General features: G+C 50.9%; 21 protein-coding genes and 3 tRNA genes. 12 read left to right on the plus strand and 12 right to left on the minus strand.

What is annotated here, in order from left to right:
• Positions 1–27 precede the first annotated feature (27 nt).
• Positions 28–852 carry a 2,3,4,5-tetrahydropyridine-2,6-dicarboxylate N-succinyltransferase gene (dapD, locus tag EX31_RS13050; protein ID WP_013574190.1) on the plus strand — a complete coding sequence of 275 codons (825 nt, stop codon included), beginning with the start codon at positions 28–30 and terminating at the stop codon, positions 850–852.
• A 144-nt stretch (positions 853–996) separates the two neighbouring features.
• Positions 997–1,386: a DUF3461 family protein gene (locus tag EX31_RS13055; protein WP_013574189.1), complete on the plus strand. Its 390-nt coding sequence runs from the start codon at positions 997–999 to the stop codon at positions 1,384–1,386.
• Between the two features lie 93 nt (positions 1,387–1,479).
• Here EX31_RS13055 and EX31_RS13060 read toward each other — a convergent pair whose 3' ends face one another.
• Genes EX31_RS13060 through EX31_RS13070 form a run of 3 tightly spaced genes read right to left on the minus strand, consistent with a single transcriptional unit; the run spans position 1,480 to position 3,067 of the window.
• Positions 1,480–1,929 carry a flavodoxin gene (locus tag EX31_RS13060; RefSeq protein ID WP_013574188.1) on the minus strand — a complete coding sequence of 150 codons (450 nt, stop codon included), beginning with the start codon at positions 1,927–1,929 and terminating at the stop codon, positions 1,480–1,482.
• A 42-nt stretch (positions 1,930–1,971) separates the two neighbouring features.
• Positions 1,972–2,751: a tRNA pseudouridine(65) synthase TruC gene (gene truC / locus EX31_RS13065; protein ID WP_037035145.1), complete on the minus strand. Its 780-nt coding sequence runs from the start codon at positions 2,749–2,751 to the stop codon at positions 1,972–1,974.
• A 1-nt stretch (position 2,752) separates the two neighbouring features.
• Positions 2,753–3,067 carry a YqcC family protein gene (locus EX31_RS13070; RefSeq protein WP_037035147.1) on the minus strand — a complete coding sequence of 105 codons (315 nt, stop codon included), beginning with the start codon at positions 3,065–3,067 and terminating at the stop codon, positions 2,753–2,755.
• A gap of 190 nt (positions 3,068–3,257) precedes the next feature.
• On the opposite strand from EX31_RS13070, the gene EX31_RS13075 reads away from it, so the two are divergent.
• Positions 3,258–4,496, plus strand: a complete 1,239-nt coding sequence (locus tag EX31_RS13075) for an MFS transporter (RefSeq protein WP_037035148.1) — start codon at positions 3,258–3,260, stop codon at positions 4,494–4,496.
• Positions 4,497–5,154: 658 nt separating this feature from the next.
• Here EX31_RS13075 and syd read toward each other — a convergent pair.
• Positions 5,155–5,706, minus strand: a complete 552-nt coding sequence (gene syd / locus EX31_RS13080) for a SecY-interacting protein (protein WP_013574184.1) — start codon at positions 5,704–5,706, stop codon at positions 5,155–5,157.
• A 76-nt stretch (positions 5,707–5,782) separates the two neighbouring features.
• On the opposite strand from syd, the gene queF reads away from it, so the two are divergent.
• The 3 genes from queF (at position 5,783) to xni (ending at position 8,994) form a co-directional block, all read left to right on the plus strand.
• Positions 5,783–6,628 carry an NADPH-dependent 7-cyano-7-deazaguanine reductase QueF gene (gene queF / locus EX31_RS13085; RefSeq protein WP_037035150.1) on the plus strand — a complete coding sequence of 282 codons (846 nt, stop codon included), beginning with the start codon at positions 5,783–5,785 and terminating at the stop codon, positions 6,626–6,628.
• 170 nt (positions 6,629–6,798) lie between these two features.
• Positions 6,799–8,163: a nucleotide 5'-monophosphate nucleosidase PpnN gene (gene ppnN, locus EX31_RS13090; protein ID WP_013574182.1), complete on the plus strand. Its 1,365-nt coding sequence runs from the start codon at positions 6,799–6,801 to the stop codon at positions 8,161–8,163.
• A 78-nt stretch (positions 8,164–8,241) separates the two neighbouring features.
• On the plus strand, positions 8,242–8,994 hold the full coding sequence (xni, locus tag EX31_RS13095; protein ID WP_037035151.1) for a flap endonuclease Xni: 753 nt from the start codon (positions 8,242–8,244) through the stop codon (positions 8,992–8,994).
• 130 nt (positions 8,995–9,124) lie between these two features.
• Here the strand turns inward: xni and rlmM are convergent, their stop codons facing one another.
• From rlmM to EX31_RS13115, 4 genes are all read right to left on the minus strand, one after another.
• Positions 9,125–10,231, minus strand: coding sequence for a 23S rRNA (cytidine(2498)-2'-O)-methyltransferase RlmM (gene rlmM / locus EX31_RS13100; protein WP_013574180.1), 1,107 nt, complete (start codon positions 10,229–10,231; stop codon positions 9,125–9,127).
• On the minus strand, positions 10,224–10,619 hold the full coding sequence (locus EX31_RS13105) for a DUF423 domain-containing protein (RefSeq protein ID WP_013574179.1): 396 nt from the start codon (positions 10,617–10,619) through the stop codon (positions 10,224–10,226). Before EX31_RS13105 ends, rlmM begins: the two co-directional genes overlap by 8 nt.
• A 93-nt stretch (positions 10,620–10,712) precedes the next feature.
• Positions 10,713–11,633 (minus strand): transcriptional regulator GcvA, encoded by a 921-nt coding sequence (locus EX31_RS13110; RefSeq protein ID WP_013574178.1) that lies wholly within the window; start codon positions 11,631–11,633, stop codon positions 10,713–10,715.
• Positions 11,634–12,116: 483 nt separating this feature from the next.
• Positions 12,117–12,338 (minus strand): YgdI/YgdR family lipoprotein, encoded by a 222-nt coding sequence (locus EX31_RS13115; RefSeq protein WP_013574177.1) that lies wholly within the window; start codon positions 12,336–12,338, stop codon positions 12,117–12,119.
• Between the two features lie 187 nt (positions 12,339–12,525).
• Between EX31_RS13115 and csdA the strand changes: the two genes are divergently transcribed.
• Both csdA and csdE read left to right on the plus strand, forming a co-directional pair.
• Positions 12,526–13,731: a cysteine desulfurase CsdA gene (gene csdA / locus EX31_RS13120; RefSeq protein ID WP_037035152.1), complete on the plus strand. Its 1,206-nt coding sequence runs from the start codon at positions 12,526–12,528 to the stop codon at positions 13,729–13,731.
• A 20-nt stretch (positions 13,732–13,751) separates the two neighbouring features.
• The gene (gene csdE / locus EX31_RS13125) at positions 13,752–14,186 is read left to right on the plus strand and encodes a cysteine desulfurase sulfur acceptor subunit CsdE (protein WP_037035153.1); all 435 of its coding nucleotides are present in this window, start codon (positions 13,752–13,754) and stop codon (positions 14,184–14,186) included.
• Here csdE and tcdA read toward each other — a convergent pair.
• Together tcdA and mltA are read right to left on the minus strand one after the other, a co-directional pair.
• Positions 14,174–14,989 (minus strand): tRNA cyclic N6-threonylcarbamoyladenosine(37) synthase TcdA, encoded by an 816-nt coding sequence (gene tcdA / locus EX31_RS13130; RefSeq protein ID WP_037035155.1) that lies wholly within the window; start codon positions 14,987–14,989, stop codon positions 14,174–14,176. The two genes, csdE and tcdA, sit on opposite strands and share 13 nt — an antisense overlap.
• A 45-nt stretch (positions 14,990–15,034) precedes the next feature.
• Positions 15,035–16,147 carry a murein transglycosylase A gene (gene mltA, locus EX31_RS13135; protein ID WP_013574173.1) on the minus strand — a complete coding sequence of 371 codons (1,113 nt, stop codon included), beginning with the start codon at positions 16,145–16,147 and terminating at the stop codon, positions 15,035–15,037.
• Positions 16,148–16,366: 219 nt separating this feature from the next.
• On the opposite strand from mltA, the gene EX31_RS13140 reads away from it, so the two are divergent.
• The 3 genes from EX31_RS13140 to EX31_RS13150 all read left to right on the plus strand — a co-directional run bounded on the left by EX31_RS13140 (position 16,367) and on the right by EX31_RS13150 (position 16,732).
• A tRNA-Met gene (locus EX31_RS13140) sits at positions 16,367–16,443 on the plus strand.
• A gap of 62 nt (positions 16,444–16,505) precedes the next feature.
• Positions 16,506–16,582 (plus strand) — tRNA-Met (locus tag EX31_RS13145).
• Between the two features lie 73 nt (positions 16,583–16,655).
• Positions 16,656–16,732: transfer RNA gene (locus EX31_RS13150), tRNA-Met, on the plus strand.
• A gap of 100 nt (positions 16,733–16,832) precedes the next feature.
• On the opposite strand, the gene amiC is transcribed toward EX31_RS13150, so the two are convergent.
• On the minus strand, positions 16,833–18,044 hold the full coding sequence (gene amiC / locus EX31_RS13155; protein WP_231576057.1) for an N-acetylmuramoyl-L-alanine amidase AmiC: 1,212 nt from the start codon (positions 18,042–18,044) through the stop codon (positions 16,833–16,835).
• Between the two features lie 267 nt (positions 18,045–18,311).
• On the opposite strand from amiC, the gene argA reads away from it, so the two are divergent.
• Positions 18,312–19,637 (plus strand): amino-acid N-acetyltransferase, encoded by a 1,326-nt coding sequence (argA, locus tag EX31_RS13160; protein WP_013574171.1) that lies wholly within the window; start codon positions 18,312–18,314, stop codon positions 19,635–19,637.
• Positions 19,638–19,713: 76 nt separating this feature from the next.
• On the opposite strand, the gene ptrA is transcribed toward argA, so the two are convergent.
• Complete coding sequence (ptrA, locus tag EX31_RS13165; RefSeq protein ID WP_037035157.1) at positions 19,714–22,599, minus strand: pitrilysin; 2,886 nt, start codon at positions 22,597–22,599, stop codon at positions 19,714–19,716.
• Positions 22,600–22,813: the final 214 nt, after the last annotated feature.

Genomic DNA, 22,813 nt, shown 5'->3' on the forward strand with positions numbered 1-22,813 from the left:
TAAAACCAATTCAGGAAAGAGAACAGGATGCAGCAACTACAAACCGTTATTGAACAAGCCTTCGAGCGCCGTGCAGACATTACTCCGGCTAACGTTGACAGCGTAACGCGCGACGCTATCACTGAAGTTATCAGCAAAATCGACAGCGGCGAATTGCGCGTTGCTGAGAAGATTGATGGCGAATGGGTGACGCATCAGTGGCTGAAGAAAGCGGTACTGCTCTCGTTCAGAATCAATGACAACCAGGTGATGGAAGGCGGTGAAAGCCGTTACTTCGATAAAGTGCCCATGAAATTCGCTGACTACGATGAAGCGCGTTTCCAGCGTGAAGGTTTCCGCGTGGTGCCACCTGCTGCCGTGCGTAAAGGCGCATTCATTGCACGCAACACCGTGCTGATGCCTTCTTATGTCAACATCGGCGCTTACGTTGATGAAGGCACCATGGTTGATACCTGGGCGACTGTCGGTTCTTGTGCGCAGATCGGTAAAAACGTTCATCTGTCCGGTGGCGTAGGTATCGGCGGCGTTCTGGAGCCACTTCAGGCGAACCCGACTATCATCGAAGACAACTGCTTCATCGGCGCGCGTTCAGAAATCGTTGAAGGCGTGATCGTGGAAGAAGGCTCGGTGATTTCCATGGGTGTTTACATCGGCCAGAGCACCAAAATCTATGACCGTGAAACCGGTGAAGTGCATTACGGCCGCGTACCAGCGGGCTCCGTAGTTGTTTCCGGCAACCTGCCTTCTAAAGACGGTAAATACAGCCTGTACTGCGCTGTCATCGTCAAGAAAGTAGATGCAAAAACTCTGGGTAAAACCGGCCTGAATGAGTTATTGCGCACAATCGACTAAACTTAGAAATAGCGGGTATTGTTTTAAAAAATAACCCGCTATTTTTTTATCTTCTAAACGGCAAACTGTGCAATTAATCAATGATTAAAGCCGCCGTTCAGTTCATCATGACACTCTGATTTTCTCCTAAACGAAGGTGGCGCTATGTATGACAATCTGAAAAGCCTGGGCATTAATAATCCCGACGATATTGATCGTTACAGCCTGCGTCAGGAGGCCAATAACGATATTCTGAAGATCTATTTCCGCAGAGATAAAGGCGAGTTTTTTGCTAAAAGCGTGAAGTTTAAATACCCGCGCCAGCGTAAAACCATCGTTGCCGATAATGCCGGTCAGGGTTATAAAGAAATTCATGAGATCAGCCCAAATCTGCGCTATGTGATTGATGAGCTGGATCAAATCTGTCAGCGTGATCAGGTAGAAGTGGATCTGAAACGTAAAATTCTGGATGACTTACGCCATCTTGAATCTGTCGTGGCGAATAAAATTTCTGAGATTGAATCTGATCTGGAAAAACTCACCAACGGCCGCTGATAAATTCCGGTCAGAAGATGTGAATACAAAAAAGGTCAGGCGTTTGCCTGACCTTTTTTATTTCTTGCGCGCAGAACGGCAAAGGGTGTGACGTTATTTAAGCAACTGTCCCCATTTTTCCACCCACGGAATCGCAACGGTTTCCGGTTCGGCAGTTTCCATGGCGTCAATTTCCAGCATTTCGCCAATGCGCGATGCGCCTTGTTCCTGCAATAAATCATCCAGCTTATGGCCGCCGCCACAGAAATGATCGTAGCTGATATCACCCAGCGCAATCATGCCGTAACGCAACTCCGGCTGATAGCCCACGGTGTCACGGATGGCGACATACAAAGGCGCGATGCTGTCCGGCAAATCCCCCTGACCGGTAGTGGACGTCACAATCAGCACAAAGTGATGACGGTAGTATTGCCAGGCTTCAAGCGTGCCTTCTTCAAACAGTTTCACGTCATGACCCTGGCCTTTCAGCACGGTTTCCGCTTCCTCTGCCACCAGTAACGCATTGCCGTATACCGTACCGACAAAAATTCCGACTTCTGCCATGGGTTTCACTCCTGTGTGATGCCAATATTTCAATCAAAGGGACTAAATTTGTGCACTATCCTGACGGCAAGTTTCTGCAAACTCAACCCTTTCAAGCTCAGGGATTTTTCCCTGCCAGCCAAACTGTGTCACCACATTTTGCCAGCGATGATCCCAGCGCGCCTGAATCGACAACGGCTCACCCGTAACCGGATGAGGCAATTGCATATGACTGGCGTGCAGCATCAGCCCGGAACAGCCGAAATGCTGCGTCATACCCCGGTTTTGCTTTAAATCACCGTGCGCACTGTCTCCGATTATCGGGTGACGCAAATGCGACATATGCCTGCGCAGCTGATGTTTACGACCGGTTTCTGGTTTCAGTTCAACCAGGCTATAACGCGCCGTATCATAACGACCAACAGCCACGGGCATCTCGACCTGAGCCACCACGCGATAATGCGTGACCGCAGGCTGTGGCGCTTTATCCGGACTGGCAAACTTATCGGCGATTTTATCAAGCTCTTCTGTCAGCGCGTAATCGAGGGTACCGTCTTGCGGCACATACCCGCGAACCACGGCATGATACATCTTGCTCATCTGGTTATTTTCAAACTGCTGCGACAGTAAACGCGCCACGTCACTGGACAGCGCCAGCAGCAAAACGCCCGACGTCGGCTTATCCAGCCGGTGAACCGTAAACACATGCTGACCAATCTGATCACGCAATGTTTGCATCACAAACACCGTTTCATGGCGGTCCAGCCAGCTGCGGTGAACCAGCATACCCGCAGGTTTATTTACTGCGATAAGATGTTCGTCCTGATACAAAATTTCCAGCATGTCAGTCTTCTATGTTCAGCAAATCGTCGAGGCGTTGCAGCTGAGTCAGCAAACGGAGTGCTTCAGGCATCGCCACTTCAAAATAGGGGGTGATAGCAAAACGGGTTGGCATTGGTGTCTGGGCCTCCAGCAACGCGTACATACGGGGAACCAGCACCCATTGGAGCCATTGTTCAGCAGACAGGGTATCCACTGAAAACGGCTCTTTGCTTTCAAAGGCTTCCGCTTCCGGCGGCGTGGCGTGCCACAATTTTTCATCACGCATGACCTGCTCGATATCTTCTAAAATCTGGCGAACCTGGTTTTCTATATTCATCAATGACTCTCTTCGTTCATGGCCCCGGGCAGCCTCCGCCGGGGGGCGCAAAGCATAACATTGAAGGACTGATGCCCCAACTTTCTGCATCCTATCCAATTTATCTATCCAACCATAAGTTTTTCGTGGTAGCGATAAACGCCCGTTACGGGCAAACTACCGCCACTTTTTTCTTTACAGATCTGTCCACATGTCCGCACAACACATTCAAAAAGCACACGCAACACCGGCAAAAGCCATGCTGGCCTCCGTCACCGGCTACGCCATGGACGGATTTGATTTACTGATCCTCGGTTTCATGCTCCCGGCTATTACCAGCGAATTTGGTTTGTCTTCCTCACAAAGTGGTTCGCTGGTGACCTGGACCCTGATTGGTGCCGTACTGGGCGGCGTCATTTTCGGGCCCATCAGCGATCGTTTCGGCCGCATCCGGGTACTGACCTTCACCATTCTGATGTTCTCCCTGTTCACCGGTTTATGCGCTTTCGCACAAGGGTACTGGGATTTACTGATCTATCGCACGCTGGCCGGTGTCGGGCTGGGCGGTGAATTTGGTATCGGCATGGCGCTGATTGCAGAAGCGTGGCCGGCGGAAAAACGTAACCGCGCCTCGGCCTATGTCGGCATGGGCTGGCAGCTCGGCGTGCTAATGGCCGCCTTCCTGACACCGATGTTGTTGGGCATTATCGGCTGGCGCGGTATGTTCCTGGTCGGACTGTTACCGGCGCTGGCCTCTTTCCTTATCCGCCGCACAATGGGCGAACCGGAAGCCTTCGTAAAACACACTGCCAGCAATAATGATGGCTCACTGTTTAGCCGCATTAAGTTACTGTTCCGCGATAAAGCCACGACCAAAGCCAGCATCGGCATTCTGATCCTGTGCTCTGTTCAGAACTTTGGTTATTACGGGCTGATGATCTGGATGCCGAGTTATCTGTCGAAAAACTTTGGCTTCTCACTGACCAAATCTGGCCTGTGGACCGCCGTGACGGTTGTCGGTATGACCTTCGGCATCTGGCTGTTCGGCATGTTGTCGGATCGTTTCCCACGCTGGAAAATCTTCCTGATTTATCAGATTGGCGCTGTCGTGATGGTAGTGTGTTACGCGCAGTTGTCTGACCCGACGCTGATGTTGTTCGCAGGCGCGCTGATGGGGATGTTCGTGAATGGCATGATTGGCGGTTACGGCGGCCTGATTTCCGATCTCTATCCGGTACGTGTCCGGGCGACAGCCCAGAATCTGTTATTTAATCTCGGACGTGGCGTCGGTGGTTTTGGCCCGCTGGTGATTGGCATGCTGGTGGCACAGGTGTCATTTACCGCAGCAATTACCTTGCTGGCCGCGATTTATCTGCTGGATATTTTTGCCACTTTATTCCTGTTGCCGAAAAAGCAGGGGCAGGATGATGTCTTGGGGGCGATCGGCTGAGGAATGGCTGGCGCTTTTGGGCTGGAAGGAAGATTTTACAGAAGTAATTTTTATAGACATAAAAGTTGGGGGCACTGTTTTCACAGTGCCCCCGGTTCGTTTTATAGCAATCCAGCTACCTGAGTGCTCCCTGCTCAATCCCTGAAAACTTTTCCTGCGGTTATCCTAACCGGCTGTCCTTTGCATCGTCCAACTTTCATCCTGACTGTCTGTCCTAAGTCATCCTGACTGATGTCCCTTGGTCATCTGTGACCCGCTCAGCTTCCTTTGTGAGCTCTCTTCTCCGTCCTGGAGGTGTCCCTGGTTTCGTCCTGAAACATCCTGGCATAATCCGATGCCGTCCTGACTCTTCCTGAGCCGTCCCCTTTTTTATGAATCAGCCATCATCCTGATGTTCTGCTTCATGCTTCCTTAGTGCCTGACTAGAATCGTTGATTTCGGCCTTGGGGGCAAGGCAGGCTGTAAGCCAACCTCGGCGGGCGTAAGCTGTCTCACAACCAATAAATCAAACAACTAATTGATTTTATTTATGAAAATTATTTTAACCAGGAAGTAATTAAGTCAAATTAGCGAGATCTCTTACAGCCTTTGTGAGAGATCTCTCACACGCTTGTGAGCCATTTGTGCTCTGCGGGATGGGTCGTTCAGATGATGTTGCTCAGGCGGGACAAACAGCGGTCAGCATTGTAAGGAATTCTGATAACGATGGCGAGAGTATAGTTCGTTTTTTACTGCCGAACTGTTCCAGCACGACATTACCGGTCACATTGCATAACGAAACCAGATCCAGCTCGGAATCTGTGGTCGCCAGAAAAAGGGTGGGGGTCAGCTTCAGCCTCTTTTGCGTGACCAGATGCCCGATCAGATTTTCCTGCAAGCGGGTGAAATCTTCCTGGCTCCAGACCTGCAACAACGTCAGCGGATTTCCCTGCCAGCTGGCGGTCATGTCCCCTGCATACTGTGTCGTGTAAAACTCATGCGCCTCGGGACGCAGCTGTAATTCCAGCGCCCGTTCTACATTTTGCAAGGTCGCATCTGGGGTAAACGTCTGTGTTAGCCAGAAGACCTTGTCTTCATCTGTTTTGACCACGCACGGCGAATCCACACCAAAAAGGGCTTCACTGGCGGGCGGCATGCCGGTTTCCTGTTGCCAGAGATCGACATAACGTTGAGTAAATTCACGCAATGCTACAGAAACTTCAGACTCCATAATTCTCTCATCTTCCGGTAAGGCTGGGGTAAACTAGGGATTATTCTCTATTGTACCTATTTCGTAAGGTGACAGCATGTCCTCATATCAGGATAACCCCGCCCTGGCGCAACTGACGCTGGGTAAAAGTACGGCTTATGTCGATCAATACGACGCGTCTTTATTGCAGGCTGTTCCGCGCAGCATGAACCGTGAACCGCTGGGTTTATATCCGGACAACTTACCGTTTCATGGCGCAGATATCTGGACGCTGTATGAACTGTCGTGGCTCAATGCCAAAGGCCTGCCGCAGGTTGCCGTGGGTGAAATCAGTCTGAATGCCAACAGCCAGAATCTGATCGAATCCAAAAGCTTCAAGCTCTATCTGAACAGCTTCAACCAGACCGTTTTCGCGGACTGGCAGGCGGTCAAGGAAACATTAACCCGTGATTTAAGCACCTGCGCGCAAGGCGAAGTCACGGTGAGCGTCAGCCGTCTGTCTGAGATTGAAGGTTCAGCGGTTGGGCATTTTGACGGTGTTTGCATTGATGAGCAGGATATTGAGATCGACAGTTACGAGTTCAGCACGGATTATCTGGCCAATGCTAAAGGTGCTGAGATCGTTGAAGAATCGCTGGTCAGTCATCTGCTGAAATCCAACTGCCTGATCACCCATCAGCCAGACTGGGGTTCCGTTCAGGTCCAATATCGCGGCCCGAAAATCGACCGTGAAGCGCTGCTGCGTTACCTGGTTTCTTTCCGCCATCACAATGAATTCCACGAACAATGCGTTGAACGCATCTTTAATGATTTGCTGCGTTTCTGCCAGCCGGAAAAGCTTGCCGTTTATGCGCGCTATACACGCCGCGGTGGTCTGGACATCAATCCATGGAGATCCAACTTCCCGTTTGAACCTGCAACTGCGCGACTTGTCAGACAATAATGCGAGACGTTGCTCAAGAACTGAGCTAACGCTCTGTCAGCATTGGTAAAAGCCTGATGACGGGGTTACTGTTAAATCGCGTACGGCGCAAAAAATATGATCCGAAAAATCATGCGCCGCAATCAGGTAGCAGAAAGAATCACTGCACCCGTTGGTGTCAAGGAGCAACTTTGATTACACATATCAGCCCGTTAGGCTCAATGGATTTGTTGTCGCAACTGGAAGTCGACATGCTCAAACGTACTGCGAGCAGCGACCTCTATCGTCTTTTCCGAAATTGTTCACTGGCCGTGCTTAACAGCGGCAGCCAGACTGACAGCAGTAAAGAGCTTCTCGACCGTTACGAAAGCTTTGATATCAATGTGCTGCGCAGAGAGCGTGGCGTGAAACTGGAACTGGTAAACCCACCGGAAGACGCATTTGTGGATGGCCGGATTATCCGCTCATTACAGGCCAACCTGTTTGCTGTACTGCGCGATATTCTGTTCGTGAGCGGGCAAATCGACAACGCCGGTCGTTTTCAGCACCTGAATACCAAAAACTCAGCGCATCTGACCAATCTGGTGTTCTCTATCTTACGCAATGCCCGCGCCCTGCATCTGGATGAAGATCCGAACATGGTGGTTTGCTGGGGCGGACATTCAATTAATGAAATTGAATATCAGTATGCCCGTAACGTCGGTAGTCAGTTGGGTCTGCGTGAACTGAACATTTGTACTGGCTGTGGCCCGGGCGCAATGGAAGCCCCGATGAAAGGCGCCGCCGTCGGCCACGCGCAACAGCGCTACAAAGCCGGCCGCTTTATCGGCATGACAGAACCGTCGATTATTGCTGCTGAGCCGCCTAATCCACTGGTCAACGAACTGATCATCATGCCGGATATCGAAAAACGGCTTGAGGCGTTCGTGCGCATTGCGCACGGGATCATTATCTTCCCTGGCGGTGTAGGTACCGCAGAAGAATTACTGTATTTGCTGGGCATTCTGATGGATCCGGAAAACAGCGATCAGGTTTTACCGCTGATCCTCACCGGCCCGAAAGAAAGCGCCGATTACTTCCACGTTCTCGATGCCTTCATTAAAGAAACGCTGGGTGAAGAAGCCTGTAAGTTCTACACCATCATCATCGATGATCCGACAGAAGTTGCCCGTCAGATGAAACGCGCCATGCCGCTGGTGAAAGAAAACCGTCGTAACAGCGGAGATGCCTACAGTTTCAACTGGTCGATTCGCATTGCGCCCGATTTGCAGCACCCGTTCGAACCGAATCATGAAAACATGGCGAACCTGAATCTTTATCCTAACCAGCCACCGCAGGAACTGGCCGCCGCACTGCGCCGCGCCTTCTCCGGTATTGTGGCCGGTAACGTAAAAGAATTTGGGATCCACGCTATCGAAAAACATGGTCGCTTCAAGCTGCACGGCGACCCGGCATTAATGAAAAAAATGGACAGCCTGCTGCAAGGTTTCGTCGCCCAGCACCGTATGAAATTGCCGGGCAGCGCATATATTCCTTGCTATGAGATTTGTGCCTGATCGACTGATCACACGGCAAGTCACACTTCTAAAGCAGATCTAAGGGCGACGCGAGTCGCCTTTATTATGGAGATTAACATGGCAATACATCTGCTGATTATTGATGCCCTGAACCTGATCCGCCGTATCCATGCGGTTCAGGGTTCGCCTTGTCTGATTACCTGCCAGAACGCCATAGGTCAGTTGATTCAACATACTCAGCCCACACATGCCGTTGCCGTATTTGACGAAGATGACCGGGCAGACAGTTGGCGTCATCAGTGTCTGCCCGACTACAAAGCCGGACGCTCACCAATGCCAGATAATCTGGTTGCGGAAATGCCCAGCCTGAAAGCCGGTTTTGAAGGGCTAGGCATTGCCTGCTGGCATTCTGCCGGTAATGAAGCGGACGACCTGGCGGCAACACTGGCCGCGAAAGTGTCATCCGGCGGCCATCAGGTCACCATCGTTTCAACCGATAAAGGGTACTGTCAGTTACTGGCACCCAATATTCAGATCCGTGATTACTTCCAGAAACGCTGGCTGGATATGCCGTTTGTTCAGGAAACGTTTGGCGTATTGCCACAGCAACTCACCAATTACTGGGGTCTGGCCGGGATCAGCAGCAGTAAAATCCCGGGAGTGCCGGGAATAGGCCCGAAGACGGCGGTCACGTTACTGACGCAGACCGGATCGCTGGATGAGCTTTACGACAATCTGGAAGGCGTGCCGGAAAAATGGCGTAAAAAACTCGAAGAGCACTGTGAACTGGCGTATGCCTGCAAACGTGTATCAACGCTGCAAACCGACGTCGCGCTGGATGGCAATTTGCAGCAACTGCGCTTGCCATAAAAAAGCACTTCTCAAACGCAAGTGCTCAGGAAGGATACTCTGAATAATTTGAATTGCAGGCAGGTGGCAAGTAAGTGATTCGGGCTAACGCACGCAGCCAACGCCCCTGCAGTTCAAAGTATGACGAGTATCAGCGATCGCGCTCGTCGCGACGTCCGCCAATAGCCGACCAGAAACGGCGGATATGCACGGTGACTTCTTCGCGATCGTGATAAAGCTGCTTCGCGAAGATCTCGGCATTCACGCCATTTTCTTTCAGACGTTCGTCGATGCGTTCAAGAATATTAGAGACTTCTTCGTAACGCTTTTTCATCGGCAACTTCAGGTTAAAGATCGCCTCACGGCACCAGCCGTTGACCAGCCAGTCACACATCAGCGCAGCCACTTTAGCCGGTTTTTCGACCATGTCACACACCAGCCAGTAGTTCTTAGTGCTGGTGGATTTGTAACGGAAGCCGTCTTCACGCAGATGAATCACCTGACCGGTTTCCATCAGGCTGGGTGCCATCGGACCGTTGTCGACAGCCGTGACCATCATGCTGCGTTGTGTCAGCTGATACGTCCAGCCGCCAGGACACGCGCCTAAATCCACCGCGTACATGCCACTTGCCAGACGTTCATCCCACTCATCAGCCGGAATAAAGACATGGAAAGCTTCTTCCAGTTTCAGCGTTGAACGGCTTGGCGCTTCGGAAGGAAACTTGAGGCGCGGAATACCCATATAGAACGGTGAATTGTTATTGCTGTAGGAATACCCCACATAGCAGCAACCCGGGGCGATAAAGAACACATGCACTACCGGACGCAGCGCATTCTCTTTCTTGCCCAGCACTTTGCATTCGCGCATCGCGGAACGCAGCGGCACAGTCAGTTTGCGGCAGAACTTGGTCAGCTCTTTGCTTTCATTGGTATCAGGCACTTCAACGCGAAGCTCACCACCGTTGGTAATCACGTTCTGAACCATGCCGACAATCGGAGAAACACGATCTTCCGGCGGCAAATCTTTCAGCAACTCTCCCACCACGATCAACTGACGGGCAAAAATCAGCTCGCGGAAGGGCAGTTCTTTGGCGATACGGTCAGCATCATCTGGTTGATAGCATTCAAACAGCACATAACCGCTGTTTTCTTTCACGCGGGCAAAACCGAAGATTTCCATCTTCGCAGCTTTGTCAGTAATTTCTGCTGCGCATTCTTTTTCAAAACCCTGACGGCAGTAGAGAGCAAGTTTATTCATGGCGTTCGGCCTTTTTCTTCAGGCGCAATGCGCCGATCAACAACAAAATCCAACCGACCAGGAACAAGGTACCGCCAATCGGAGTGACAAAAACGAACAAACGGAGATGTGACAGCGCCAGACAATAAAGGCTGCCGCTGAATAAAACGGTTCCCAGCGCTAAAAAGGCGCTGCTCCAGTAGAACCACACATTGCGCTGGCGCTGCATCGCAACACCCAGAATCATCACTACCAGCGTATGAATGCTTTGATAAGTTAACCCGGTATGGATCCATGCCATTTCCGCTTCGCCGAGCGACTGGCTCAACACATGTGCGCCAAACGCACCGAAAGCGACGTAGATAAAACCGCTGATAGCGGCGAAAATCAACATTGAACGACTGGTCATTATGCGTTACCTGTTATCGTTATTTGCTGATGAAAACCTGATTAATCAATCCCATCAGCAGACTCAGGACTTTCTATCCCCAGGAATCAGGCCTCACGCCTGATCGAAACGAAAGCGCAGTTTTTCCTGCTCGCTGGCTGCACGGGCGAGGATCCACTGACGAAAGGCGGCTATTTTACCCAGTTCTGCCTGACTGTCATGACAAACCAGATAAAAAGCATTTTTACTAATTAAAACTTCACTGAACGGACACACCAGACGTCCGGCCTCAATCTCAGTCTGTGCCATGACATTATTCACCAGCGCAATACCCTGCCCGTGAACGGCGGCCTGAACCACCATCGCACTGTGGCTGAAAATAGGCCCCTGCTGCACATTCACCTGCTGCAACCCAAGCTGTTTGGTGTACGCCAGCCAGTCCCGACGGGAAGCATCGTGCAGCAGTGTGTGATGACTTAAATCGGCGGGTTCCTTCAGCGGATTATCCCCCATCAGCAACGAAGGAGAGCAAACCGGCAGTAAATACTCCGCATACAATCGCTCTGCCCGTAGCCCCGGCCAGTTACCCCGACCATGGAATATGGCGACGTCGACATCGTCGGCCAATTTATCTTCTTCACGGTCTACCGCCTGAATGCGTACATCGATGCCCGGATAAGCTGAGTTAAAGCCAGACAATCTTGGCACCAGCCATTGAATCGCAAAACTGGGCGGTAAACTGACGGTCAGCGCGCCTTTGGCACTGCGTGCCTGAAGTTTACGTGTGGCCTCATTCAGAGCAGAGAATATCTCTTTGATATCCAGATAATAGCTCTGCCCTTCTTCGCTCAGTAACAAAGAGCGATTGCGGCGGCGAAACAGTTTTAACCCTAAAAAGTCCTCAAGTGACTTAATCTGGTGGCTAACAGCGGCCTGCGTGACGAACAATTCCTCGGCAGCCTTAGTAAAACTAAGGTGACGCGCTGCGGCATCAAACACCCGCAGAGAATTCAAAGGCGGTAAACGTTTTGACATAGAATGGATACTTCTTATTCGCCGGTTAGCGGAACGCCTGTCCGTGGGTTTAGGTATTAGTTTTTTTAATCCGAGACATTATAATTTGTCCGTTGAGGATGTACAGGCAAAAACCTATAGTGGCGCCACTTCCTGAGCCGGAACGAAAAGTAGATTGGTATGAGGATGCTGAAATACTTTTGGCTTGTGGTTGTGATGTTGTGTTTGCAATTGTCTGGCAATCCAGACGCGTAGCTTGAATGCTACAAACTTTTCACTTCCTGTACATTACCCTGTCTGTCCAAAGTGATTTTTTAGCACCGCAATTTGCGGTGCTTTTTTTTGCTTTTTTTGCTGCATAAAGGACGTAAAGAAAACACCAGGCAGCAGAATGGCGAGCGCATAATGTGACAAAACCGGCTTCCTCGCAAGAGGAGCCGGTTTTGTCACAAAGCAAAATGTGAGGTTACCTGAGCGACTGACTCAAGGTGTTCACGTCAGGAATCAGTTCCCTTCTGCCATTTCTTTGATTTCAGATTTATTGATCTGCTGCTTATTGCCATACGCATCGGTATAACTGATCATACCGGTATCACTGTCGGTGCTAGGTTTGCCTTCAGCAACAATGGTGCGGCCATCGTTGGTATGCATCACGTAGTTGCTCGAACAGGCGGCAAGTGTTGTCGTCAACAGTGCAGCTGAAATTACGGCGGCGATCTTCTTCATCATAGACTCCTTGCAGATTAATATGCTTCAAATTCCTGGTTAGACTCCAGGCTAATGCTTCTAGTCTTCGTAATTCAGCATAACAAACCTCTGATGAATTTCCAGGTAACCATTCCTAAAATGAATAAGCGGCTTGTGTTACAGATAAACCTGTATTTTTAACTCAGGCCGAAGGATCTGATTTCGTATGACTGATTTTAACCCCGCAGATTTTCGTCAACAGTTTCCTGCGCTATCTCAGGGGCAATGTTATCTCGACAGTGCCGCCACCGCCCTGAAGCCGCAGGCGGTGATCGAGGCCACTGTAAATTTCTACTCTCAGGAAGGAGCCACCGTGCACCGCAGCCAGTATCATGCGGCGCAAACCCTGACAGATAACTACGAGCAGGCCAGAAGGCTGGTGGCGCAGTGGATCAACGCGCCGCATTCCGCAGATATCGTCTGGACGCGGGGAACCACGGAGTCCATAAATCTGGTGGCACAAAGCTGGCTGCGCCCGCGGCTGCAACCGGGTGATGAAATTATTGTCAGTCAGGCGGAACATCACGCTAACCTCATTCCGTGGCTGATGGTCGCACAACAATGTCAGGCGCGGGTGATCACGCTGCCAGTGGATGAGTGCGGCATTCCTGATATCACCGCCCTTTCCGCCCTGCTGAACAACAAAACCCGCTTGCTGGCACTGACGCAAATGTCGAATGTTACCGGCGGAATACCCGATATAGCCCGTGCCGTTGAACTGGCACACGCTAACGCCACGCCCGTTCTGATCGATGGCGCACAAGGCGTTGTTCATTGTCCGCCAGACGTTCAACAACTCGATATCGACTTTTATGCCTTCTCCGGCCATAAGCTTTACGGACCGACAGGCATCGGCGTGCTGTATGGCAAAACTGAATTACTCGAGAATATGGCACCGTGGCAGGGCGGCGGGAAAATGCTGACCCAGGCTTCCATGACCGGTTTTATACCGCAGGCCGTGCCCCACCGCTTCGAAGCGGGTACGCCTAACATTGCCGGTGTGATCGGGATGTCAGCAGCGCTGAAATGGTTAAAAACCGTAGATCTGCAAGCAGCAGAGAAATATACACAAAATCTGGCGAGTCTGGCTGAAGAGCAGCTTACGCAGATTGAGGGTTTCCGCAGTTTCCGCTGTCAGAATGCCTCACTTCTGGCATTCGATATCGCCGGTGTACATCACAGTGACCTTGTGACATTGCTGGCTGAACAAGGCATTGCCTTGCGCGCCGGACAGCATTGCGCCCAGCCATTGATGGATGCTCTGGGCATCAGCGGCACATTACGGGCTTCATTTGCGCCGTATAATAATGAACAGGACGTTATACGGCTGGTCAGGGCAGTAAAATATGCTTTCGATCTGTTAGCCGACTAATTCATTCTTTGGGGAATACCATGTTAGCGCCACATCCTTTCGGCCATGAGATCACTGAATCCTCACTGACCGAAAAATTCGCGTCATTCCGTCAGTGGGAAGACCGCTACCGTCAGTTAATCCTGCTGGCGAAATCTTTGCCGCCGCTGGATACGACGCTGAAAACGCCGGAAAATGAGCTGTCTGGTTGTGAAAACCGGGTATGGCTAGGCGCGGAAAAAGCGGTGAATGGAACAATGCATTTCTATGGTGACAGCGAAGGAAGGATCGTTAAAGGTTTGCTGGCAGTGCTACTGACCGCCGTGGAAGGCAAAACGCCAGACGAGATTTTAATGCGGGATCCGCTGGCGCTGTTTGATGTATTGGGATTGCGTGAGCAACTGAGTACCAGCCGCTCCAGCGGGCTTCATGCGCTGGCAGAAGGCGTAATCGCCCTGGCTCGTCAGGCTGCCTGAGCCTGACGCTGCGCCTTAGCCATCATCTTCTTCAGTACGTGGGATACCGCGACAAAACCAAACGTCGCGGTAACCATCGTTGCAGCCCCAAAACCAGACGCGCAATCCATGCGTTTAGGGCCTTCTGCGCTTGCCTTTGCAGCACATACCGAGCCATCAGCCTGCGGATACATCAACGGCTCGCTGGAAAACACACAGTCAATTCCGAGCTTACCTTTGCTGTTTTTCACCACGTTGAAATCATTTTTCAGACGTTCACGCAGTTTTGCCGCCAGCGGATCCTGAATGGTTTTCGCCAGATCCACGACAGCAATTTGGGTCGGATCAATCTGACCACCCGCACCGCCCGTCGTCACCACCGGAATTTTATAACGACGGCAATAGGCCAGCAGCGCGGCTTTAGGCCGGACGCTGTCGATAGCATCAATGACATAGCTGAATCCGTGATCGAGCATCTCAGCCACGTTATCCGGCGTAATAAAATCATCAATGCAGGTGACTTTGCACTCCGGATTAATCGCCAGAATGCGCTGCGCCATAATTTCCGTTTTTGCCTGCCCGACGTTTTCACGTAACGCATGGATTTGACGGTTGGTGTTGGTCACACACACATCATCCATATCAATCAGCGTGATCGCGCCAATACCGGTGCGGGCCAGCGCTTCCGCAGCCCATGACCCCACTCCGCCAATACCAATCACACAGATATGCGCCTGCGAGAACAGCTCCAGCGATTGCTGACCATAAAGCCGGGCAGTTCCGCCAAAACGTTGCTGATAAGCGTCGGAGTAAGTCGCTGTCATGAAAAGATAAACCTCAGTGCGTTCGAAGACTTTGTCGTTTGAAATCTAGTTGGATGGCGCGTATGCCGTGAACAACGGCTTGCCGTTCTGCGCTGATTTTAACACCCAGACGCGTCCATAGTGATTATAAAATCCTGCGGAGTGGCCAGCGTCAGGACCAATCCCCTGATACATATCGAAATGTTGTCCTTTAATCGCACCACCAACATCCAGTGCGACCATCAGACGCATATGATATTTACCGGTAAACTTGCCTTTATCGTTAAGCTCCGGCACTTCCGCCAGCAAGGTAGTACCCGCCGGGATCAGCGAACGGTCAGAAGCTACAGAGGCTTTGGCAATCAGCGGCACACCGCTGGCACCGCGAACTGGCGCGAAAGGTTCAGGCTTGAAGAAAACGAATGACGGATTCTGTTCCAGCAATTCACGCACTTCTGCCGGGCTGTGAGTATCTGCCCACTGGCGGATCGCCTGCATAGACATATTCTCACGCGCCACTTCACCGCGGTCGATCAGCACTTTGCCGATACTGCGGTAAGCGTGACCATTCTTGCCCGCATAACCGAAGAACATGAACGGGCGACCATCGCCGTAATCGACATAACCGCTGCCCTGTACTTCCATCATAAAGTTATCCATCAGGGAGTTGGTCCAGGCCACCACATAGTTATCACTCAGGGCACCGGAGTAAATCGAAGCACGATCGGGCAGACGACCGCGTTTAGGCGGCATACGGTAAAGCGGATACTGGAATTCGCCCTGACGGGTATAGCGCGCCTGCACAACTGGCGTGTAATAGCCAGTCAGTTGCACGTTACCAAAATTGTCAGCACCTTCCATCTGATAGGCGCTGATGCCGTACTGGCTAAGATTGCGGGTATCAGCCCCGGAGCGCAGCCATTGTTCAACAGCCTGGAATGTCGTGTTATTACGGCCATATAAAGAAGAAGAGGCAATTTGTACCGCAGCGACCTGATTAGAGTAATCCAGCGCATTTACCGGCTTGCCTGTAGCATTGGGCTCATTCACATATTCAAGCGCATTATCCAGACGGCCATCTTTATACTGCTGGCCCCGGTCAGTCGGTCGCGAAGAACACCCCGCCAACACCGCTAACACCAGACCACCCAGCAGATATTTACTCCAACGTCCTTTCATTATTCCGCGCTCTCTTACTTTCAGGGAAATGGCTGGCGAAACGATAACAAACGCCCTATCAGAAAGGAATTACCACAGCCGAAAAAAGTGTACTGAGCCAAATTGAACACCAAACGGCGATTTTGTGCATAAAAAGCCAGCAACTAAGTGCTTTATTTGAATAAATTCAAAAAAGGGTTGCACGAAATCTCATGGGGAGTATAGTTCGCCTCCATCGGACGCGGGGTGGAGCAGCCTGGTAGCTCGTCGGGCTCATAACCCGAAGGTCGTCGGTTCAAATCCGGCCCCCGCAACCAATTCGATATCGATGCACTTAATGCCCGGTTGAATTGTACGATGAATTAAAGCAGTATACGGACGCGGGGTGGAGCAGCCTGGTAGCTCGTCGGGCTCATAACCCGAAGGTCGTCGGTTCAAATCCGGCCCCCGCAACCAATTCGAGACAGACGCATAAAGATGCTCAGTTCGAATAATGTGATGAAATAAAGCAGTAAACAGTAGTGACGGACGCGGGGTGGAGCAGCCTGGTAGCTCGTCGGGCTCATAACCCGAAGGTCGTCGGTTCAAATCCGGCCCCCGCAACCAACTACTAAAAATCAGTGAAAAACATCAGGCACCCTAACGGGTGTTTTTTTGTATCTGAATTCCGGCGAAGCGCGGAATAATCACCCCGCCCCCGCGCGACTCATCCCATCGTCGACATCCCGCCTTGTGCGAAATACGCTTTGATCCCGGCCAGAATTGACTCCGCCACCTGCTGCTGAAAATGCGCAGTCCGCAATTTTTTCTCTTCATTAATGTTACTGATAAACGCCGTTTCGACCAGAATCGACGGAATATCCGGCGCTTTCAATACCGCGAATCCGGCCTGATCCACTTTATTTTTGTGCAGATGATTAATCTTTCCCATGCGCGTCAGCACTTCTTTGCCAAATTTCAGGCTATCGCTGATGGTTGCCGTCTGAACCAGATCAAACATCGTGTGATCCAGATACCGGTCGCCACTTTTACTGACGCCGCCTATCAGGTCAGATTCATTCTGCGTTTGTGCGAGAAAACGTGCTGCGGAACTGGTGGCGCCTTTGGTCGACAACGCAAAAACCGATGAGCCTCTTGCTGCCCGACTGGTAAAGGCATCTGCGTGGATAGAGATAAAAAGGTCTGCCCGCAGTTTTCGTGCCTTTGCCACGCGGACTTTGAGCGGAATAAACACGTCTTCATTGCGGGTCATATGCGCTTTCATATTGGGTTCACGCGCAATCAGCTTCTGTAATCTGCGGCCAATCTGCAACACGACATCTTTTTCACGGGTCTTGTATTTGCCAATAGCTCCCGGATCTTCACCGCCATGGCCGGGATCAAGCATAATCACCAGCGGCCGGCTTCGCCCCGCCTGGCCGTCTTTCTTCGTTTCCGGCGGTAACGTTCTCGCGACATCTCCGCGGTTGTAATCTTCCAGTAACGCCAGCAGCGGATCATCCTGAGCACTGATCTCACCTTCTTGCGGATACAAATCAACCACCAGCCGGTTATGGAATTCAGCGACCGGTTTCAGCGTGAAGACATGCGGATTGATTGTACGCTTTAGCTCAAACACCAGACGCACCGTTTTGGTATCAAACTGCCCCACCCGCGCCTGCCGGATGTAAGGATCACTTTGCTGGATTTTTTCACCCAGTCCCTTGAGCACACTGTTGAGATGCACGCCTTCGATATCCACCACAACGCGTGGCGGATCACTGAGCAGAAACTGCTTATATTTTAAGGGCGTGCTGGATTCGAGGGTGATTCGGGTATAAGTAGACGAGGGCCAGATGCGTACGGCAATAACCTGTGAGCTGGCCGCAAAACCTACTTTACTCACGCTGAGCATCCAGGAAGCAGCTACGGTTTGCAGGAGGCGTCATCTTCCGGGATTGTGAGTATCGTCAGTCATGCAGTCTCAAAAAGGTCCAAAAGTTAAAAAAAGATGATAAAAAACTCAATTTACGAATTCTAACGAATCATATCCTGCATGTCATTCCTAAACATTTAGTCTATTTATCAATTTGTTGTATGTTTGTGATAGGGGTTAAAACAAAAACAGAGATTTCTTACTTGCCACAGGGCCATAAAAGAATAAAAATACAAAAATTACGAATAAAAATTCATACGAGGTTTTGCCGTGAAGGAACGTAGTACTGAACTGGTCCAGGGATTTCGCCACTCAGTTCCCTATATAAATGCTCACCGTGGCAAAACATTCGTTGTCATGCTCGGTGGAGAAGCCATTGAACATGAGAATTTCAGCAATATTGTCAATGATATCGGCCTGTTACACAGCTTAGGCATCCGTCTGGTGGTTGTTTATGGCGCCCGACCGCAGATTGATGAGAACCTTTCTGAGCATAATTACGAACCGATTTATCATAAAAACATCCGCGTCACCGATGCCCGCGCGCTCGAACTGGTTAAGCAAGCCGCAGGTCTGCTGCAGCTCGATATCACAGCGCGGCTGTCAATGAGTCTGAATAATACGCCACTTCAAGGTGCACACATCAACGTCGTCAGCGGCAACTTTATTATTGCTCAACCGCTGGGCGTCGATGACGGTATTGATTACTGTCACAGCGGGCGTATCCGCCGTATTGATGAAGAAGCGATTCACCGTCAGCTCGACAGCAATGCCATTGTTTTGCTTGGCCCGGTGGCAGTTTCGGTTACCGGTGAAAGCTTCAACCTGACTTCTGAGGAAGTAGCGACACAACTGGCAATCAAACTGAAAGCGGAAAAAATGATCGGCTTCTGCTCTTCTCAGGGGGTAATCAACGAGGAAGGTAATATTATTTCCGAACTGTTCCCTAATGATGCACAGCAAAGAATTGATCAGATGGAATCCAGCGGTGACTATCTTTCTGGCACCGTTCGCTTCCTGCGCGGCGCGGTGAAAGCCTGCCGCAGTGGTGTACGTCGCAGTCACCTGATCAGTTATCAGGAAGACGGTGCGCTGGTTCAGGAACTGTTCTCGCGAGACGGTATTGGTACGCAAATCGTGATGGAAAGTGCCGAGCAAGTGCGTCGTGCAACCATCAACGACATCGGCGGCATTCTGGAACTTATCCGGCCGCTGGAGCAGCAGGGTATTCTGGTGCGTCGTTCCCGCGAACAGCTGGAAATGGAAATCGATAAATTTACCATTATCGAGCGGGATAACCTGACCATTGCCTGCGCAGCGCTTTACCCCTTCCATGATGAAGGGATTGGCGAAATGGCCTGCGTGGCGGTTCACCCGGACTACCGCAGCTCTTCACGCGGTGAAATGTTACTGCAACGCGTTGCCAGCCAGGCGAAACTTATGGGGCTGAACAGGCTGTTCGTACTGACGACCCGCAGTATTCACTGGTTCCAGGAACGTGGCTTCAAGCCAGCAGAAGTGGATGTGTTGCCGATTCAGAAACAAGAAATGTACAACTACCAGCGTCGCTCCAAAATACTGATCGCCGAACTGTAAAAATCTCACCACCTTTCCTCAGTGGTAAAAAAGGACGCTCTCGCGTCCTTTTTATTTTGCCTTGCACATCAGTACGTTATTTATCCGTGTGCGGTTCCAGCACCTGTTGCAACGTGGAGGTGTCAGGCCAGGTTTTAAAGCCCTCAGGCGCCGCATATTGTGGGGTCTTGCTGTCGTTGCCTGAGACCTGCGAAAGCATCGCCAGACCATCCTGCTTCATTACAGCCTGATCGAAATAATCCGCCAGTTGAGTTTGAGTCAGCCCGGCAATAACCCGGATCACATTCGTGCGGGTATCAAATTGCGGATTTCCGCGACTGAAATCATTCCCCAGACGGTCGGCTTCCTCATCTAGCGTCTGCGGATTTTGCTGCATTTCATGCACCAGTCCCTGTTTATATTGCAGAAACTCATCATCCTTCATTTCACGCAGACGTTTTTCTGCCTGCTGATAAAATGCCAGATAGCGCTGATACAGATAGTCAGGTTGCTTGCTGTTACTTTGCAGCAGGAAACCAATCCCCCACTGTTTTCCTACCGGAATAGGGAAAGCAAACACGGCATAACCCAGTTGTTCCTGTGTCCGAAGCTGGCTGTAGAACCATGGCTGAATAATCTGTCCCAACAATGCACTGTACGCCATGCTCTGAACTTCATCATAACCGGTGGGAACATATACCGCTGCCAGTGCTGAGTCCGAACTTGTCCCGATACGCTGGATATTTGCTTTCAGCGGCTGAGTCACTACAGCCTGCTTTCCGCGCCACCACCGTGTCCCATGCGCGCCCAGCTTTTGCATAATTTGCTGAGACATCGCTTTAACCTGATCAGCCGTCATGTTACCCACAACCATCATTTCCACGGCAGCATGGTGAACCAGTTGTTCACGGTAAGCGTTAACATCATCCAGTGTGATGGCGGAAACCAGCTTTTCACGCTCGCTGCGCTCGGTGTAAGGCACCCGCGAAAGTAACTGAACCGGTTGCAGCGCCAGCTCAAACGCTTTTCCTTTATCTGCTGAAGCTAAGCGTTCGAGATACCATGATTTCGCCTGATCAAGCTGTTCCTGAGTCGGTTTGAAATCGGGGTAGTTATCAACCAGTGCGGCCAGTAAATCAGGCAGACACTCGGTAAAACCTGTGGCAGTAAACTGCAAACCGTTATCCGGAGATGTCCCGAACGTGATCCCGCCAATGGATGCCTGATAACTCAGCTGATCAAAAGCCACGCCGGTGAGGTAATCCGTCAGGCCATAGAGCACCTGATTTTTAGCCGTGCTGAGCGACTGCTCATTGCGGAAAGAAACAGTCACATTGGCTTTAGGCTCATCAGCAAAATAACGGCTCGGCATGTAGAACACACGCAAACCCTTATCTTCAACCAGCAGCTCAGGTTTCGTCGCCGTCGAATCTTTAGTGACCAGCGTAAGTGAATCAGGAATGTACGGATTCAGCGCTGGCAGGGACAGCGAAATCCCCTTCCCCAACGTCTGCCACTGCGAGTAGGTTTGCGCGGAAACTTTATCAATTTCATATGGCGCATTAACGAAGTAGGCCACTTTATTGTGCGGCTCGTTCGGACTGATGATCCAGTAACGCGCATTTTGCGGCGTCATTTCTGTTAGACGTGACTCAATCGCTTTGGGGTCATACTGGTCAGTCAGATAAGGTGAGTCGAGAACGTGCTCGACAGGGACCCGCAACATGGTGTCCACCAGCCATTCGACATAATCCATATCACGCGTCAGCGCCGGATAGCGGAAGTCGAGCGCCATAACGTGGGCAATTTCATCAAAATAGGTTTTTTTGATGCCCTGAGCGCGTATTTCGTTGAGATAGTTGAAAATGGCTGCAATAACCGTATCGCGCTGCGCCAGTCCCTTATCAGTCAGGGAAACAGAGATATTGAATACGCCCATATTACGGTTAACCATCGGGTCCGCACCTGCGCTGATCCCATCGGCATAGCCTTGCTTCTGTAACCAGTCTGATAAGGTATTCGGGCTGCGGTTACCCATCAGATAGCTGATATAGGTGTCTGTTTTACTGCGAAAATGGGCACTATTATTATCAATTGCAAATTCAACCCGTAATTCTTTGCGCGGCTGTGCAGGAACGAAATGGATAAACTCACCCTTTTGGTCTGCTGTTAATGTCGGGACCGTAATCGGCGGCACGGCTGCGTGGTGATTGGCGATCTGACCAAAGGTTGTGGCGGCCAGCTCAGCAAGTTCAGGCAACGGTTTATTACTGTAAATCACACCGACCATCAGGTTGGCAGAATAGTAGCGCTGATAAAAAGCCGTCAGCTGATCATGAAGCTTACTGCCCGGTTTATCTTTCAACGTATCCAGGTTACCGCCTGAAAAACGGGACGCCGGATGCCTGGGATTTAATGTCTCTGCGCGAACTTGCGCCATCCGCATGCCGTCACGGGATCGGGCCATGGTCAGCTCAGCGTTCACCGCGTTACGCTCACGGTCCCCGTTGGCGGGGTCTAACAATGGTTCACCGATAGCATCTGCAAGGCGATCTACCGCTTCTGGCAAGGCATCGTTTTCTACTTCAAGATAAAACGCGGTACGGTAAGAAGCAGTGCTGCCATTGTGGCTGCCACCGTGTTTCTTAAGGAATTCAGACAGACTTTCCGGCTGAGGATATTTCTTCGAGCCCATCAGTAACATGTGCTCAGTATAGTGGGCAAGACCCAGCTGAGAATCAGGATCCTCCAGCGAACCGACAGGAATGGCGAGCGCGGCGAGTGATTTGGGGGCTTGAGAGTCAGAAACCAGCAAGACGGTCATATCATTAGCCAGTTTAATTGCCTGATACTGGCGAGGGTCGTTCTGACTTTTATTGATAGCTTGTGCAAAAGGCTGCCAGTCGGCTGCACTTGAAACAACAGGGGCCCAAAAGGTCAATAACAACAGTACCCCGGAAATGCGGGTAACGTGTTTTAACATTGCCACTCTCCCTCAATCGAATAAACGTGCCACACGGGCAATAAATATACAGCTCACCGGTAGATGAACCTCAACAAGCTGTTTTGAGCGGTTAAGCCTGCTAAGACCCCGCAGAAACAGGATAGTTGTGAAAAAAATCGAATCGGGATTTTCTTCCTATGTTCCGTCACGTTTTAACCATAAAGCCAATTGCTCCCTATAGGGAAAAATAACC

Source organism: Rahnella sp. WP5 (assembly GCF_000745615.1).
Classification (GTDB): Bacteria; Pseudomonadota; Gammaproteobacteria; order Enterobacterales; family Enterobacteriaceae; genus Rahnella; species Rahnella aceris.

Excerpts from the sequence above, each read along its gene's own strand:
- EX31_RS13055 (WP_013574189.1), top strand. The coding sequence starts at position 997 with ATGTATGACAATCTGAAAAGCCTGGGCATTAATAATCCCGACGATATT.
- EX31_RS13060 (WP_013574188.1), bottom strand. The coding sequence starts at position 1,929 with ATGGCAGAAGTCGGAATTTTTGTCGGTACGGTATACGGCAATGCGTTA.
- dapD (WP_013574190.1), top strand. The coding sequence starts at position 28 with ATGCAGCAACTACAAACCGTTATTGAACAAGCCTTCGAGCGCCGTGCA.
- EX31_RS13105 (WP_013574179.1), bottom strand. The coding sequence starts at position 10,619 with ATGACCAGTCGTTCAATGTTGATTTTCGCCGCTATCAGCGGTTTTATC.
- csdE (WP_037035153.1), top strand. The coding sequence starts at position 13,752 with ATGTTAGCGCCACATCCTTTCGGCCATGAGATCACTGAATCCTCACTG.
- xni (WP_037035151.1), top strand. The coding sequence starts at position 8,242 with ATGGCAATACATCTGCTGATTATTGATGCCCTGAACCTGATCCGCCGT.
- mltA (WP_013574173.1), bottom strand. The coding sequence starts at position 16,147 with ATGAAAGGACGTTGGAGTAAATATCTGCTGGGTGGTCTGGTGTTAGCG.
- truC (WP_037035145.1), bottom strand. The coding sequence starts at position 2,751 with ATGCTGGAAATTTTGTATCAGGACGAACATCTTATCGCAGTAAATAAA.
- EX31_RS13110 (WP_013574178.1), bottom strand. The coding sequence starts at position 11,633 with ATGTCAAAACGTTTACCGCCTTTGAATTCTCTGCGGGTGTTTGATGCC.
- syd (WP_013574184.1), bottom strand. The coding sequence starts at position 5,706 with ATGGAGTCTGAAGTTTCTGTAGCATTGCGTGAATTTACTCAACGTTAT.
- rlmM (WP_013574180.1), bottom strand. The coding sequence starts at position 10,231 with ATGAATAAACTTGCTCTCTACTGCCGTCAGGGTTTTGAAAAAGAATGC.
- EX31_RS13070 (WP_037035147.1), bottom strand. The coding sequence starts at position 3,067 with ATGAATATAGAAAACCAGGTTCGCCAGATTTTAGAAGATATCGAGCAG.
- queF (WP_037035150.1), top strand. The coding sequence starts at position 5,783 with ATGTCCTCATATCAGGATAACCCCGCCCTGGCGCAACTGACGCTGGGT.
- tcdA (WP_037035155.1), bottom strand. The coding sequence starts at position 14,989 with ATGACAGCGACTTACTCCGACGCTTATCAGCAACGTTTTGGCGGAACT.
- EX31_RS13075 (WP_037035148.1), top strand. The coding sequence starts at position 3,258 with ATGTCCGCACAACACATTCAAAAAGCACACGCAACACCGGCAAAAGCC.
- ptrA (WP_037035157.1), bottom strand. The coding sequence starts at position 22,599 with ATGTTAAAACACGTTACCCGCATTTCCGGGGTACTGTTGTTATTGACC.
- EX31_RS13115 (WP_013574177.1), bottom strand. The coding sequence starts at position 12,338 with ATGAAGAAGATCGCCGCCGTAATTTCAGCTGCACTGTTGACGACAACA.
- csdA (WP_037035152.1), top strand. The coding sequence starts at position 12,526 with ATGACTGATTTTAACCCCGCAGATTTTCGTCAACAGTTTCCTGCGCTA.